The sequence below is a fragment of the Paramagnetospirillum magnetotacticum MS-1 genome, from assembly GCF_000829825.1.
In the GTDB taxonomy this organism is placed as follows: domain Bacteria; phylum Pseudomonadota; class Alphaproteobacteria; order Rhodospirillales; family Magnetospirillaceae; genus Phaeospirillum; species Phaeospirillum magnetotacticum.
Window position 1 is genome coordinate 297,093 of sequence record NZ_JXSL01000020.1, and the last position, 13,150, is coordinate 310,242.

Here is a 13,150-nt window from a genome sequence, read left to right on the forward strand (position 1 = left end):
CTGTTCGGGCCAACCGCCATGGCTGCCCCCCTGCGGGTCACCCCAGCTTGGAGCATTCCTCGGCGCAGGCGGCGCAGGAATCCGCACAGGCCTTGCAGGTGGCGTGCTTGTCGGCATGCTTGCGGCATTCCTTCTCGCAGTCCTTACAGATGGCCGTGGCGGTCTTGGCATAGGCGGCCAGATGGGGAGAGCCATTGGCCGCCAGTTTGGCCAGGGTGGCGCAGGCGGAAATCAGTTCATTCACTTTCTTGGCGCAGACCGCCAGGGTGGTGTCGTTGGCGATGAAGCTGTCCAGGCAATGGGCCAGACAGGCGTCGCCTGTGCGCACGCAGTCGAGCGCGGTGGCGGCGATCTTGGCATTGGCCGTGGCCGGACCGTGGTGATGGTCGTGATCGTGATCGGCGGCGGCGGCGGTCGAGGCCGTTGCGGCGAGGGTGACAGCCGCACTGGCGGCGGCGAGAAGATTCCTGCGATTGATCATTTCAATTCCTCCTGGTGCTTCGGGGGCGGTCATGATGCGGGCCGCCCCAGAGTGTCGTTCACGGCGCCGGGGGCGGCGAAGAGGGTGCCCTGGCCGAGGGTAAAGCCTAGATCACGCAAAACACCCGTTGTTTCCGCGGTCTCGATGCCCTCGACGATGACCTCGATGCCCAGACGGGCGCACAATTCCCGCAGACCTTCCAGCACGCTCCGCTGGCGGGGCGAGGATTCGATGCCTTCCACCATGCTGCCGTCGATCTTCAAGATGTCAATGGGCAGGCGATAGAGAAAGGCCAGGGGCGAGAAGCCGGTGCCAAAATCGTCCAACGCCACCCGGATGCCGCTTTCGCGCAGTTCGGCCAAAAGGGAGTGGGCGTCGGAGGTTTCGTCGATCAGCATGGTCTCGGTGATCTCGACGCAGACGCGGCGCGGCGGCAGGCGGTGCTGGGCCAGCATGCGCTTCAAGGTGTCCACCAGGGTGCGGTCGCGCAGATGCCAGGCCGAGACGTTGATGGCCACGAAGGGAGCATCCTCGCCGGCTCCCAACCCGGCACAGATGTTCAGCGCTCGGTCAGCCATGGTCAGGTCTATGCGGCGGATCAGGCCGGTGCGCCGGGCCAGGGGCAGGAAGGCGCAGGGCGTCATCAGCCCGAATTTCTCTGACCGCCATCGCGCCAGAGTCTCGTAGCCCCTGACCTCTCCGGTCCCCAGATCGACGACAGGCTGGAGAAAGGGTTCGATTTCGCCCCGGATGATGCCTTCGGCGATATCGCGTTCGCGCAGGATCTCTTCGAAGCCGGGGCCGAAATCCGAGCTTTGCAGGGCGGCCATGACCTCGGAATCATCCGGGGACTGGGAATGCCGCAACCGTCCCACCAGCTTGCGCATCAACTCGGCGAAGAAAGGGGCTGAGCGCGCGATGGATTGCCGGATCTTTTCACCCCGCACCGTGACCAGACGAGCGGGGGTTTCAGCCACCGCCGTGGCCGAGCGGGGTTCGCCGTCGATGACGCCCAGCTCGCCGAACACTTCGCCCGGACCCAGCCGGGCAATGGGACGGGGATCTTTGTCGCTATCGTGGCGGATCTGGACGGTGCCCGCCTCGATCAGATAGGCCATATCGGCGGCGTCACCTTGGTGAAAGATCACTTCGCCCGCCGCCACATCCCTGGTCAGCATCCTTTTTTCCGCCCCCAAAAGCCTCAAGTAAACTCAAGGATAGTGAACCATGCCTCTACGGTTAGGGGCAAGGTTCAGCTGGAGGAGGGGGCAGGGTGATGCGCACCGCCTGACCTTCCTGCAAGGCCGCCCGCGCCAGCAAGGTGTTGACCGCGTCCATGGCGGCATCCACCGACCAGCGAATCTGGGTCTCGCCCGCCCGATTACCGTGAGCCACCGCTTCGGGAAGGATGCTTTTTTGCAAAAAGGCGGCGAAACCGGCCATGGCCCTGGCGCTCAGCTCCAGGCGATCGGCGGCCACCTCGATCTCGGAGCCCTGTTCGGCGAAATCCGCGACACGGCGCAGTATCGCGGCCATGTCCGCCGTTCGCGCGTCCGGTGCCGCGGTTTCCGTTTTGGTTGCGACGAATCGGAGCATGGCGGAATAGAATAGGTAAGGCGACATGGGCTTATGCTTTCGTATATTTGACTTTGAATTGTCATAAAACCGGTCAAAAGCGTCACAGACTGGCGTTTGTTTGTGCAAGGGGGGTGGTGCATTATTGAATTGTATTTTGTTTAGTGGGGGAACGTCCATGGCGGCCACTTATTCCATCGGGCAACCGGCTCTCGACGACGACCATGATCGCATGATCGCGGCTTGGCGTGAACTGGAAGCCAGCCGGACGCTGGACGCGGCCAAGACGGCTGCCGCGGTTCTGATGTCCGAGGCGGCCGAACACTTCGCCCGCGAGGAGCAGTTCATGCTTCAGTGCGGCTATCCCGATCGGGTCCGGCATACGGCGATGCATGCCGAGATGGCCTCCGGCCTGCGCCGGGTGTTGTTGTCGCCCCTGATGGGGGGCGGCAAGCACGAGGATTTCGTCGGCGCCGTCCGCAACCTGATGGACAGGTGGGTGAGGGTGCACATTCTTGGCGAAGACACCAAGCTGGCGCCCTATGCCCGTAATTTCGCGGCCCCGGTGCGCCGGGCGGCCGGGGCCGCGCGCCGCTGATAATCGCTTTGCCTTTAACTTGATCTGCGTCAATGTCCTACCTTGGCGGCTGTGCCTTCCTGTGCACACGCCCCAGGAGGACCGCCTTGCGTTCTGCCCGCGCCATATTGCTTCCCCTTCCCATCGGCCGCCGCTTTGTGGCGCGGTTGCTGGCGGTGGCTTTGGTTGCGGCGGGCTTTGTCTTCCAGGGTCTGCTTCCCGGTCTCGATCTGGCGCTCAAGGGGGGGACTCTTCTGGTCACCCTGGCGGCGCGGACCGGAATCTGCCACGCGCCCAATGCGGGCGGAACCGAGCGTCGCGCGGTTCCCTCTCCCATGGGCGACGAGGGGCAGTCGGAAAACGACGGATGCTGCCTGGTGTGTCAGGCTGCGTCGCAGGCGAAAGGGGCTTTGCCGTCCCCGACCTTCACAGTACCCACCGCAGGTACGGCAGGGCTTCGCATCGCCGCGACCGCTTCGTCACGCATCGACGGGCAGGCATCCCGCCACCATTTCGCCCGGGGACCTCCGGCCATTGCGGCCTGACGTCGCCTTTTCGGCCACATCCAGATACTCTGTCTTCACGTTCCGCCCCATGTTCAAAGTGGGGGCGGTGGCGTCCGTTATTCCGACCGGAGATTGCCGTTATGAAGTCCATTGCCATTGCCGCCGCCCTTTTTCTGGGCCTCGCCGGCCAAGCCGTCGCCGCCGATATCGAGGTGGCCAATCCGTTCATGCGGGCGGCTCCCATGACCGGCGGCACGGGGGCCGCCTTCATGACCATCCACAATCACGGCGCCGCCGACCGACTGGTCTCGGCCCAGGCCGAGATCTCCAAGAGCGTCGAACTGCATACCCATGTGAAGGACGGCGACATCTACCGCATGCGCAAGGTCGAGGCCCTGGCCCTGCCTGAACATGGTTCCGCCGAGCTGAAGCCGGGCGGCGACCACATCATGTTCATCGGTCTCAATGCCCCGGTGAAGGAAGGCTCCACCGTGGCCTTGACCCTGACCTTCGAGAAGGCGGGCAAGGTGGTGGTGCAGGTGCCGGTGCAGTCGCCCGGCGCCATGGCCCCCGGCGGCGCCATGCCGGGCGGCATGATGCAGCATCACGGGCATAATTAGGACAGCGGGAAAACTCTCCCAACCACCTTTTTCCCAACCACCTTTTTCCCAACCACCTTTTTCATCGTCTTTCATCGTCACCCCCGCGCAGGCGGGGGTCCATGTTGAGGCGAAGTCTGTCGCCAGACATCACAGGCTGCGCAGGCTGACGCATGGATTCCCGCTTTCGCGGGAATGACGGTGGAATTTCGAGGGTTTCCCTGGCCCATTATCGGGGCTTCCTCTTACGGAGCCGTCCCCAGCCTGACCGGGGGCGGCTCCATATCGGCCGAGAGGCGCTTTCCCGCCGCCAGCGCGTCCATCAGGCGGGCGGCCTGGGCTCCGTCCCATTCGGCGGCGCCGATATAGCGGGCGATCTCGCGCCCCTGGGCGTCGATCAGCAATGTGACCGGCAAGGCCGCCGCGTCCAGCTTTTCCGCCGCCACGCGATTCTCGTCGGTGCGGATGTCCAGATTCTTGATGCCCAGCCGGGCGAAGGTGTTGACCACCGCCACCTTGCCGCCGCGGTCCAGCGACAACGCCACCAGCGCGACGCCCTTGGATTCGAGGACGGGTTTCAGCCGGTCCAGGGCGGGCAGTTCCGCCACGCAGGGCATGCACCAACTGGCCCACAGATTCAGCAGAACCGGCTTTCCCTTCAACAGGTCCAGTCCGGCGGGCCGGGAGTCCGCGTCGCGGATGTCCATGGCGGGGACCGGCCTGGGCTGATCATGGATGATCAGGCCGCGCAGCCCCTTGGGCGCCGCCCAGGCGGGAAGGGTGGCCAGCAGGGCCGAGGACAGAAGGAAGGCCCGGCGCTTCATGTCTAATTCTCCGCCTTGCGTGGCGTCAGATAGGACCGCACCCGTTCGGCCACCCGGTCGGGGGCGGCGAGATGGGGCAGGCGGGCCAGGAAATTGCCCTCGCGATCCATGATGTAGATATTGGCGCTGTGATCCACGGAATAGACGTTGGGGTCGGCTCCCTCGGGCTTCTGGCGCTCAAAGCGGACCTTGAAGTTGCGCGCCGCGGCGGCCACCTGCTCGGTCGTGCCGGACAGGCCGGTGATGTCGGGGAAGGCGTTCAGATATTCCTTGAGATGGGCCGGGGTGTCGCGCTCGGGATCAACCGAGACGAACAGCACAGCCACCTTGGCGCGATCGGCGCCCAACAGATCCAGCGTCGCCGACAGGGTGTTGAGGGTGGTGGGGCAGATGTCGGGGCAGAAGGTATAGCCAAAGGTGACCAGCCGGACCTTGCCCCTGTAACTCTCGTCCGAGACCAGCCGCCCATTCATGTCGCTGAGGATGAAATGCCCGGTAACCCTGGCTTCCTCCTGGGCGTGGGCTGCCGGAATTGCCGTCAGGCAGATCAGAAGTATCAGCAACAGCCGCCGCATATCCGTCGTTTCCTTCATCCATCCAGGCCGACCTTGATGCCGCCGATGGCGCCCTTTGGGAAGCGCCATGATAGCCCGGCGGCCATGCCCTGGGCGCGTGGAATTTAAAGGTGCTTTCTTGACGAAAGTTAAGGCCCTTGCCCCGTCCCGGTCCCATCGTCTTCGGCGAAGGTTGGGTAAAGCTCTTTCCAGTTTCAACAATTCAAAAGGTGGGGAAGATGACGAGAAGCCGCAAACTGGCGACTCTGCTCGCTACTGTCAGCTTTGGCGCCCTTGTGGCCGGAGCCGCCTCGGCAGAGACACTGCAGGAGGTCATGGCGCGCCGTGGTCTGACGGAAAATGATATGCTTGCCGCCGCGAAAACCTACAATCCGACGGGCAAGATCGACGAATTCATGGTGTTCAGCTCGGGCGGCCAAAGCGGTCAGGTGATCGTGTATGGCGTGCCCTCCATGCGCATCTTGAAGTATATCGGCGTCTTCACCCCCGAGCCCTGGCAGGGCTACGGCTATGACGACGAATCCAAGGCCGTGCTGAAGCAGGGCTCGGAAGTTTCGGGCCGTCAGGTTCTGTGGGGCGACACCCACCACCCGGCCATCTCCGAAACCAATGGTGAGACCGACGGCCAGTGGCTGTTCATCAACGACAAGAACACGCCCCGTATCGCGGTGGTCGATCTGCGCGACTTCGAGACCAAGCAGATCGTCCAGAACCCGATCCTGCAGTCCGAGCATGGCGGTGCCTTCGTCAGCCCGAACACCGACTATCTGATGGAACCCGCCCAGTACCCCGCCCCCCTGGGCGGTGAATTCGCTCCGCTGGAGCAGTTCAACGAGAAGTATCGCGGCGCGGTGACCTATTGGAAGTTCAACCGCGAAGCAGGCCGCATCGAGCCCGAGAACTCCTTCTCCCTCGAACTGCCGCCCTACAGCCAGGATCTGTCCGATTTCGGCAAGGGCCCGAGCGACGGCTGGGCTTTCGTCAACTCGTTCTGTACCGAGCGTTATGTCGGCGGCATCGAGCGCGGTCGTCCGCCCTTCGAAGCGGGCTGCTCGGCCAAGGATCACGACTATCTGCATGTGATCAACTGGAAGAAGGCCGCCGAGCTGGTCAAGGCTGGCAAGGCCAAGAAGATCAACGGCCACAACGTGCTGTCCATCGACACCGCCGTCAAGGAAGGCATTCTGGTGCTCGTCCCCGAGCCCAAGAGCCCCCACGGCGCCGACGTCACCCCGGACGGCAAATATGTGATCGTGTCGGGCAAGCTGGACAGCCACACCACCGTCTACGACATCGCCAAGATCGAAGCCGCCATCAAGGCCGGGAATTATTCCGGCAAGGACGAATACGGCATTCCGGTCATCGCGCTGGAAACCGTCGCCCACAAGCAGGTGGCGCTGGGCCTCGGCCCGCTTCACACCCAGTACGACTCCAAGCCCTGCGTCGCGTATACCTCGCTCTACGTGGACTCCATGGTGGCCAAGTGGGACTATTGTGAAGGCAAGGTGCTGGACAAGCTGTCGGTGCACTACAACATCGGCCATCTGATGGCCATGGAAGGCGACACCGCCAAGCCCAAGGGCAAGTATCTGATCGCTCTGAACAAGCTGGCCATCGATCGTTTCGCGCCGGTGGGCCCCCTGCATCCGCAGAACCACCAGCTGATCGATATCTCCGGCGACAAGATGCAGCTGCTCTACGATATGCCGCTGCCTCTGGGCGAGCCCCACTATGCCGTGTCCATCGCGGTGGACAAGCTGAAGACCAATGTCCGCTATCCCTTCGGCACCGATTCCCGTACCGAGAAGAAGTCGCCCTTCGCCGTCCGCCCCGGTCAGGAGCGTACCGAGAAGAAGCCGGGTAAGGTCGAGGTGTTCGGCACCGTGATCCGCTCGCACATCACGCCGGAAATCATCGAGGCCAATGAGGGTGACGAAATCACCGTCCACCTGACCAACCTCGAACGTGCCCAGGACGAGACCCATGGTTTCGCCATTTCCAAGCACAACGGCAACCTGTCCATCGAGCCCGGCAAGACCGCCTCGCTGACCGTCAAGGCCAACAAGGCTGGCGTGTACCCCTACTACTGCACCGAGTTCTGCTCGGCGCTGCACCTTGAGATGGAAGGCTACCTGCTGGTTCAGCCCGCCAACTACAAGGCCTCGGGTGCCAAGGGCAAGGAAGGCCAGGTTTATGGCCAGAAGGACTACGACGCCCGCGTCAAGGCCAATGTGGAAACCCAGGGCGTGATCAACTCCGTCGTGGGCTACATCACCAGCGTCAACTTCAAGGACTTCCCCGCCGTGGTCGCCATGGTTGAGGACGCCACCGAACAGCTGGGCTATGCCGAGCAGAACAAGAAGAAGTCTGAAGAGTTCGCCGCCAAGGGCGACTACAACAGCGCCTTCCTGTGGGCCGAGCAGTGGTTCCAGTATCAGGTCAAGGCCGCCGATATCGGCCTGCGTGCCAAGACCTTCCTGGAGCAGAACGGCGCCAAGAAGGTGGAGGCGGCTCCGGCCAAGTAAGCCGGGACCACGGACCTGCTAGACGATAAGGAACCGGGGGGAGGCGACTCCCCTCGGTTTCCATCTCAACTCCCCCTACCTCTCTTTCCCCCCCGAAGAGGTTCCCCCCATGCTCAAGACCATCACGCGGCAGATCCCCGCTTTCGCCCTGGCCGCGGCCTTCGGCGCGGTGACCCTGTCCCCGGCGTTTGCCGCCGACGGCAAGGCGCTTTATGCCGACAAGGGCTGTGCCGCCTGCCACGGCGAGGATGCCAAGACCCCCTTGCAGGAAGGCTTCCCCAAGCTGGCGGGCCAAAGCGCCGAATACATCGCCAACCAGATCAAGGACATCAAGTCCGGCGCCCGCAAGAACGGCCAGACCGTCGATACCATGAAGCCCATCGTGGAAGACCTGGCCGAGGCCGATGCGAAGGCCATCGCCGATTATCTGTTCAGCCTGAAGGAGGCGCCCGCCGCCGCCGCCGCCGCGCCGGCCGCCGGGGCGCCCCATCCGGGCAAGACCCTGTTCCTGACCAAGACCTGCGTGGCCTGCCACGGCAAGGAAGGCAAGAAGCCGCTGCCGGGCTATCCCATGATCGGCGGTCAGGACAAGGCCTATATCCTGGCCCAGACCAAGGACATCAAGTCGGGCGCGCGCGCCAATGGCAAGGCCAACGCCATGCAGCCGGTGATGCATTTGGTCAATGACGATGAGATCGGCCAGATTGCCGATTACTTGTCCACAGTCAAGTAAGGCGATCCGGGGCCACGTTACTGTAGCCCCCAGTTCGTAGGAACGTGGAGATATGACGATGTTGAAGTTCAAGCACAGCCTGGCCGCCATGGCCGCTGTTTCCGCCCTCCTGGTCGGTGGCGCCGCCATCGCCGCTGGCGGTGGCCCCACCCCCCAAAAGGGCAAGTCCCTGGGCGAGGAAGGCTATCAGTGGCATTCCGGTGGCGGCGAGGAAGACGAGGCCCTTCACCTGAAGCCCGATCCGGCCAATGGCAAGGAAGTCTATGAAGTGTGTTCCGCCTGCCACCAGCCGGAAGGCTGGGGCCTGACCGACGGCACCTTCCCGCAGCTGGCCGGTCAGCATCCCAAGGTGGTGATCAAGCAGTTGGCCGATATCCGTGCGCTCAACCGCGACAACCCCACCATGTATCCCTTCGCCCTGCCGTCCCAGATCGGTGGGCCCCAGGCCATTGCCGATGTGGCCGCTTATATGCAGAAGCTGAAGATGAACCCCGATCCCGGCCATGGCGACGGCAAGGATCTGGAACACGGCAAGAAGCTCTACGCCGAGAACTGCACCCGCTGCCATGGCGAAGACGGCGCGGGCGACAACGACAAGTTCTATCCCCGCATTCAGGCCCAGCATTACAACTACCTGCTGCGCCAGTATCAGTGGATCAAGGAAGGCAAGCGCCGCAACGCCAATCCCGACATGATGAAGCAAATCCAGTCCTTCACCGATCGTGATACCAAGGCGGTGCTGGACTATGTTTCCCGTCTGAAGCCCCCGGCCAATCTGACCGCGCCCAAGGGCTGGAAAAATCCCGACTTCCAGTAGCCGGGAAAGATATGGGGCGGCATCCAGGGGCGCCTGGATGCCGTCCTCCTTGCCAGCCAACAAGGTGGAATACCATGGCCAAGAACAGCAAGACCAAGCCGGGGCTGGTGCGGGCCTTTACCGTCATCGCCATGTTGCTCATCGGCGGCGCCTATTTTTCCCCCATCTGGTGGGTGGCGCTGAAGGCGCCCAACTATCCGGCAGAGACCTTCCCAGACGGCATCCGCATTCACTTCCACATGAACGGCGTGTTCAACGGCTGCAAAAGCCAGGAGAAGGCCAAGGATGCCCAGGCGGCCAAGAAGTCGGCCTGGGGCGATGAGGAAGGCGGTCTCGACTGCGTCGAGGAAATGAATGTCATCAACCATTTCATCGGCATGGAGCCCATCGAGGTGGGCGCCAAATACGAGATCAAGGCGGCGCCTTACCTGTTCTCGCTGGTGGCCGTGATGCTGGTGGCCTTTCTGGTCTATGCCGGGCCGTTCTGGTGGGTTCTGCCCATGTCGGGCATCGTCATCCCCGTGGCTTTCGTGGTGGATTACTCGGCCTGGCTGTGGTGGTTCGGGCACAATCTGCGGTCCTGGGCGGCCTTCTCGGTCAAGCCCTTCATGCCCACCGTGTTCGGCGAGGGCAAGGTGGCGCAGTTCTCCACCTATTCCTATCCCCATTACGGTTTCGGCCTGTTGATGGCGGCGTCCCTGTGCCTGGTTCTGGCGGCGTTGCTGCAGCGCAAGGCGCTTAAGTCGGACTAGCTTCCCGCGCGCGAGGAAAGAGCGGAGACGAACCCCATGGGCATGCTCATCAAGACCTTTTCCAAGTCTAGACTGGGTGCCCTGGTCGTGGTCTTCGCCACTGGCCTGTCCAGCGCGGGGGCCACGCCGCAAGGGGTGGCCGAGGAGCCCTTGCTGGATTCCAGCCTGCTGCAGGCGCTGATCGACATCGCCCAGCCGGGGCAGGTAATCTCGCCGCCCCCGGGGCGCTACAAGTCCCATCTGGTGGTCTCCAAGCCCATCGTCCTCGACGGCAGGAATCAGGTGACCCTGGACGGCGAGGGCAGGGGCTCGGTGCTGTGGGTCAAGACCAGCGGCGCCACCATCCGCAATCTGCGCTTCACCAATTCCGGCCCCAATCACTCGGAGCAGGATGCGGGCATCCAGGTGCGCGGCAACGACAATGTGATCGAAGACAACCGCATGGACGACGTGCTGTTCGGCTTCAGCCTGGAACAGTCCGAGCGCAACACCGTGCGGCGCAATGTGGTGGAGGGCAAGAAGGTCAGCCTGGGGCGGCGCGGCGACGGCATCAAGCTGTGGTATTCGCACCATAACCTGATCGAGGCCAACCAGTTCATCAATGGCCGCGACATCGTGTTCTGGTACTCGACCCACAACCGCTTTGTGGGAAACCGCCAGAGCGGCGGGCGCTATGGCCTGCACCTCATGCAGGCCCAGTACAACATCGCCGAGAACAACTACTTCTTCGACAATTCCACCGGCATTTCCATGATGTACGACACCGGGGACGAGCTCAGAAACAACGTCATCGCCAAGGCGGTGGGGGCACAGGGCGTGTGCATCTCGCTGAAGGAAAGCAGCGACGTGGTCATCGAGAACAACGACATCCTCTATTGCTCCCAGGGCATTTCCATCGACGTGGCGCCCTACGAACCCGACAGCAAGAACACCATCCGCGCCAACCGCATCGCCTATAACGATATCGGCGTGGCCTTCCTCAATGACTGGAAGGACAACGCGTTCACCGGAAATCTGTTTTCGGGCAACATCACCGAAGTGGCGGTCTATGGCGGCGGCAGCGCCAAGCGCAATGTCTGGGACGGCAATCGCTGGGAGGATTACCAGGGCTTTGACCGCGATGGCGACGGCGTCGGCGACACGCCGCACCGGCTGTTCAACTATGCCGGACGGGTGTGGATGGACAAGCCCAATACCCGCTTTTTCAAGGGCACGCCGCTCTTGGAGGTTCTCGACTTTCTCGACCGGCTGGCGCCCTTTTCCGAGCCGGTGCTGATGCTCGAAGACAAGCATCCCCTGGTGGCCTCCGACGCCAAGGTGCGGGCGGGTTCCACTCTGGACGCCACCGAGGAGTTGGGCCGCAACGCCGACCGGCCCAAACCGGCGGGGGAAACGCCGCAGGCCCATGACAAGGCGGGCGGGCGCGGCACTTTCGGGAGCAGCAATCATGACTGAGCACGACGCGCCGCCCAAGGCCGCGCCGGTCCTTCACGCCAATACCAAGACGCGGCGGATGGTGATGCGCTCCATCGCCATGGGCGGCGCCGTGGTGGGCGCCTCGCTGTTCGGCTTCTTTCCCGTGTTGCGCAAATGGACGCCGCGTCTGCGGCCGCCTGGCGCCATCGACGAGACCGACTTCCTGGCGGCCTGCATCAAATGCGGCCAGTGCGTGCAGGTCTGCCCCGTCAAGGCCATCGAGCTGGGCGATCTGGACGAGGGCTTCGGGGTCGGCGTGCCCTATGTTCCGGCCCGTGCCCAGGCCTGCGACTTTTCCTGTGACGCGGTGCAATGCGTGCTGGCCTGCCCGACCGGCGCGCTCAGCCACAAGATCAGCAAGAAGGAAGAGGTCCGCATGGGCCTTGCCCGTCTGGACCGCCCCAATGCCTGCCTGGCCAGGAAGGGCGAGGGCTTCAAGGGCGTGGCCCGCCCCGCGCCGTTCAAGGGCGTGCACCGATACCCTGAGATCGACCGCTGGAAGCCGGTGAAGCTGGCCGAGTACAAATACGACCTGGCTCTGTGCGATCTGTGCGTGCGCGAATGCCCGGTGCCCAATGCCATCACTCTGGAGCCCCTGAGCGGTGATCCGGCGGATAAGCGCCGTACCCCCGTGGTGCATCAGGCCTGCGTCGGCTGCGGCATGTGCGAGATGATCTGCCCGACCGAGCCGGCCTCCATCGTCATCGATATCCGGCGCAAATGGGGAGATGCATGATGAAGCTCTTCTCCTCGCTCAAGGTCATGCTGGGCGCCGCGCCCCAGCGGCCCACCGAATACACCCCCGAAGCCCAGGCCATGATGGAGGCCAAGCGGCTGGTCAAGGGGCCGGAAAAGGCCCGCCAGATCAAGGCGGCCCACGCCGAGAAGCATTCCCACAAATGGCGCAATATCCGCTGGGCGACGCTGATCGCGGTCAACCTGATCTTCGTGCTGTCCTACCGCTTCGACGTGCAGCTGGTGGAAGGGGCCCTGACCGCGTCGCGCGTCATCGGCTTTCACTTCGCCGATTTGAATTCGGCCATTCAGGTGATGCTGGCCTACAAGGTCATCCTGATCAATCTGGTGATCGGCACTGGCACCGTGCTGTTCATGTGGTGGCTGCTGGGGGGGCGCACCTTCTGCTCTTGGACCTGCCCCTATCACCTGCTGGCCGAGATCGCCGAGAAGATTCATCTGGCGCTGGCCAAGCGCAAGATGGTGGTGGATTACCCGCTTCACCGCGGATCGCGCACCGTGCTTTACGTGGTCTTCGCGGCGCTGGCCTTCATCAGCGGCTATACGGTGTTCGAATCCATCTCGCCCACTGGCATCGTCAGCCGCGCCCTGATCTACGGGCCGGGTCTGGCCATGGTCTGGGTTCTGGGCCTGCTGGCCTACGAGATCATCTTCATTCGCCGCATGTGGTGCCGCTACATCTGCCCCATCGGCCTGACCTATGGCTTTGTCGGCGCGGTCTCGCCGCTGCGGGTCAGCTATTCCATGGAGAACTGCCTGCACGAGGGCGATTGCCGCAAGGTCTGCCTGGTGCCCCATGTACTGGACTGCACCAAGAAGACCTATGCCGACGACATCAAGGTGGCCATCGGCTCCGACTGCACCCGCTGCGGGCTGTGCATCGACGCCTGCCCGACGGGATCGCTGAAATACGAGGTCAAGGGTCTGAATAGGCTGCTATAGGCTGCGAGGAAT

The 13,150-nt window shown here is 63.4% G+C and carries 15 protein-coding genes; 10 read left to right on the forward strand and 5 right to left on the reverse strand.

From position 1 onward, the window contains the following. Positions 1-37: 37 nt before the first annotated feature. The 3 genes from CCC_RS03840 to CCC_RS03850 all read right to left on the reverse strand — a co-directional run bounded on the left by CCC_RS03840 (position 38) and on the right by CCC_RS03850 (position 2,017). A complete protein-coding gene (locus CCC_RS03840; RefSeq protein WP_009868972.1) occupies positions 38-481 on the reverse strand; it encodes a Csp1 family four helix bundle copper storage protein in 444 nt (147 codons plus the stop codon). Between the two features lie 29 nt (positions 482-510). Continuing rightward, entirely contained in the window at positions 511-1,659 is a 1,149-nt protein-coding gene (locus tag CCC_RS03845; protein WP_009868971.1) for an EAL domain-containing protein, read from the reverse strand. A 61-nt stretch (positions 1,660-1,720) separates the two neighbouring features. Continuing rightward, positions 1,721-2,017, reverse strand: coding sequence for a hypothetical protein (locus CCC_RS03850; RefSeq protein ID WP_009868970.1), 297 nt, complete (start codon positions 2,015-2,017; stop codon positions 1,721-1,723). 217 nt (positions 2,018-2,234) lie between these two features. On the opposite strand from CCC_RS03850, the gene CCC_RS03855 reads away from it, so the two are divergent. From CCC_RS03855 to CCC_RS03865, 3 genes are all read left to right on the forward strand, one after another. Further along, on the forward strand, positions 2,235-2,654 hold the full coding sequence (locus tag CCC_RS03855; protein ID WP_009868969.1) for a bacteriohemerythrin: 420 nt from the start codon (positions 2,235-2,237) through the stop codon (positions 2,652-2,654). A gap of 86 nt (positions 2,655-2,740) precedes the next feature. After that, the gene (locus tag CCC_RS03860) at positions 2,741-3,178 is read left to right on the forward strand and encodes a hypothetical protein (protein ID WP_236686296.1); all 438 of its coding nucleotides are present in this window, start codon (positions 2,741-2,743) and stop codon (positions 3,176-3,178) included. 101 nt (positions 3,179-3,279) lie between these two features. Then, a complete protein-coding gene (locus tag CCC_RS03865) occupies positions 3,280-3,759 on the forward strand; it encodes a copper chaperone PCu(A)C (RefSeq protein WP_009868968.1) in 480 nt (159 codons plus the stop codon). Positions 3,760-3,983: 224 nt separating this feature from the next. Here the strand turns inward: CCC_RS03865 and CCC_RS03870 are convergent, their stop codons facing one another. Both CCC_RS03870 and CCC_RS03875 read right to left on the reverse strand, forming a co-directional pair. Beyond that, entirely contained in the window at positions 3,984-4,562 is a 579-nt protein-coding gene (locus tag CCC_RS03870) for a TlpA disulfide reductase family protein (protein WP_009868967.1), read from the reverse strand. Positions 4,563-4,564: 2 nt separating this feature from the next. Then, entirely contained in the window at positions 4,565-5,137 is a 573-nt protein-coding gene (locus tag CCC_RS03875; RefSeq protein ID WP_009868966.1) for an SCO family protein, read from the reverse strand. Positions 5,138-5,355: 218 nt separating this feature from the next. Here CCC_RS03875 and nosZ point away from each other — a divergent pair, with 218 nt between their 5' ends. The 7 genes from nosZ (at position 5,356) to CCC_RS03910 (ending at position 13,138) form a co-directional block, all read left to right on the forward strand. Continuing rightward, positions 5,356-7,662: a Sec-dependent nitrous-oxide reductase gene (gene nosZ / locus CCC_RS03880; RefSeq protein ID WP_041039847.1), complete on the forward strand. Its 2,307-nt coding sequence runs from the start codon at positions 5,356-5,358 to the stop codon at positions 7,660-7,662. Positions 7,663-7,771: 109 nt separating this feature from the next. Continuing rightward, entirely contained in the window at positions 7,772-8,395 is a 624-nt protein-coding gene (locus CCC_RS03885; protein ID WP_009867201.1) for a c-type cytochrome, read from the forward strand. A 58-nt stretch (positions 8,396-8,453) separates the two neighbouring features. Continuing rightward, positions 8,454-9,212 (forward strand): c-type cytochrome, encoded by a 759-nt coding sequence (locus CCC_RS03890; protein ID WP_041040049.1) that lies wholly within the window; start codon positions 8,454-8,456, stop codon positions 9,210-9,212. A 74-nt stretch (positions 9,213-9,286) separates the two neighbouring features. After that, the gene (locus CCC_RS03895) at positions 9,287-9,964 is read left to right on the forward strand and encodes a hypothetical protein (RefSeq protein ID WP_009869872.1); all 678 of its coding nucleotides are present in this window, start codon (positions 9,287-9,289) and stop codon (positions 9,962-9,964) included. A 36-nt stretch (positions 9,965-10,000) separates the two neighbouring features. Further along, a complete protein-coding gene (gene nosD / locus CCC_RS03900; protein WP_009869871.1) occupies positions 10,001-11,419 on the forward strand; it encodes a nitrous oxide reductase family maturation protein NosD in 1,419 nt (472 codons plus the stop codon). Continuing rightward, complete coding sequence (locus CCC_RS03905) at positions 11,412-12,176, forward strand: 4Fe-4S dicluster domain-containing protein (RefSeq protein ID WP_009869870.1); 765 nt, start codon at positions 11,412-11,414, stop codon at positions 12,174-12,176. The genes nosD and CCC_RS03905 overlap by 8 nt, the downstream gene beginning before the upstream one ends. After that, on the forward strand, positions 12,173-13,138 hold the full coding sequence (locus CCC_RS03910; RefSeq protein WP_236686299.1) for a NapH/MauN family ferredoxin-type protein: 966 nt from the start codon (positions 12,173-12,175) through the stop codon (positions 13,136-13,138). The genes CCC_RS03905 and CCC_RS03910 overlap by 4 nt, the downstream gene beginning before the upstream one ends. Positions 13,139-13,150: the final 12 nt, after the last annotated feature.

Excerpts from the sequence above, each read along its gene's own strand:
- CCC_RS03840 (WP_009868972.1), bottom strand. The coding sequence starts at position 481 with ATGATCAATCGCAGGAATCTTCTCGCCGCCGCCAGTGCGGCTGTCACC.
- CCC_RS03845 (WP_009868971.1), bottom strand. The coding sequence starts at position 1,659 with ATGCTGACCAGGGATGTGGCGGCGGGCGAAGTGATCTTTCACCAAGGT.
- CCC_RS03850 (WP_009868970.1), bottom strand. The coding sequence starts at position 2,017 with ATGGCCGCGATACTGCGCCGTGTCGCGGATTTCGCCGAACAGGGCTCC.
- CCC_RS03855 (WP_009868969.1), top strand. The coding sequence starts at position 2,235 with ATGGCGGCCACTTATTCCATCGGGCAACCGGCTCTCGACGACGACCAT.
- CCC_RS03865 (WP_009868968.1), top strand. The coding sequence starts at position 3,280 with ATGAAGTCCATTGCCATTGCCGCCGCCCTTTTTCTGGGCCTCGCCGGC.
- CCC_RS03870 (WP_009868967.1), bottom strand. The coding sequence starts at position 4,562 with ATGAAGCGCCGGGCCTTCCTTCTGTCCTCGGCCCTGCTGGCCACCCTT.
- CCC_RS03875 (WP_009868966.1), bottom strand. The coding sequence starts at position 5,137 with ATGCGGCGGCTGTTGCTGATACTTCTGATCTGCCTGACGGCAATTCCG.
- nosZ (WP_041039847.1), top strand. The coding sequence starts at position 5,356 with ATGACGAGAAGCCGCAAACTGGCGACTCTGCTCGCTACTGTCAGCTTT.
- CCC_RS03885 (WP_009867201.1), top strand. The coding sequence starts at position 7,772 with ATGCTCAAGACCATCACGCGGCAGATCCCCGCTTTCGCCCTGGCCGCG.
- CCC_RS03890 (WP_041040049.1), top strand. The coding sequence starts at position 8,454 with ATGTTGAAGTTCAAGCACAGCCTGGCCGCCATGGCCGCTGTTTCCGCC.
- CCC_RS03895 (WP_009869872.1), top strand. The coding sequence starts at position 9,287 with ATGGCCAAGAACAGCAAGACCAAGCCGGGGCTGGTGCGGGCCTTTACC.
- nosD (WP_009869871.1), top strand. The coding sequence starts at position 10,001 with ATGGGCATGCTCATCAAGACCTTTTCCAAGTCTAGACTGGGTGCCCTG.
- CCC_RS03905 (WP_009869870.1), top strand. The coding sequence starts at position 11,412 with ATGACTGAGCACGACGCGCCGCCCAAGGCCGCGCCGGTCCTTCACGCC.
- CCC_RS03910 (WP_236686299.1), top strand. The coding sequence starts at position 12,173 with ATGATGAAGCTCTTCTCCTCGCTCAAGGTCATGCTGGGCGCCGCGCCC.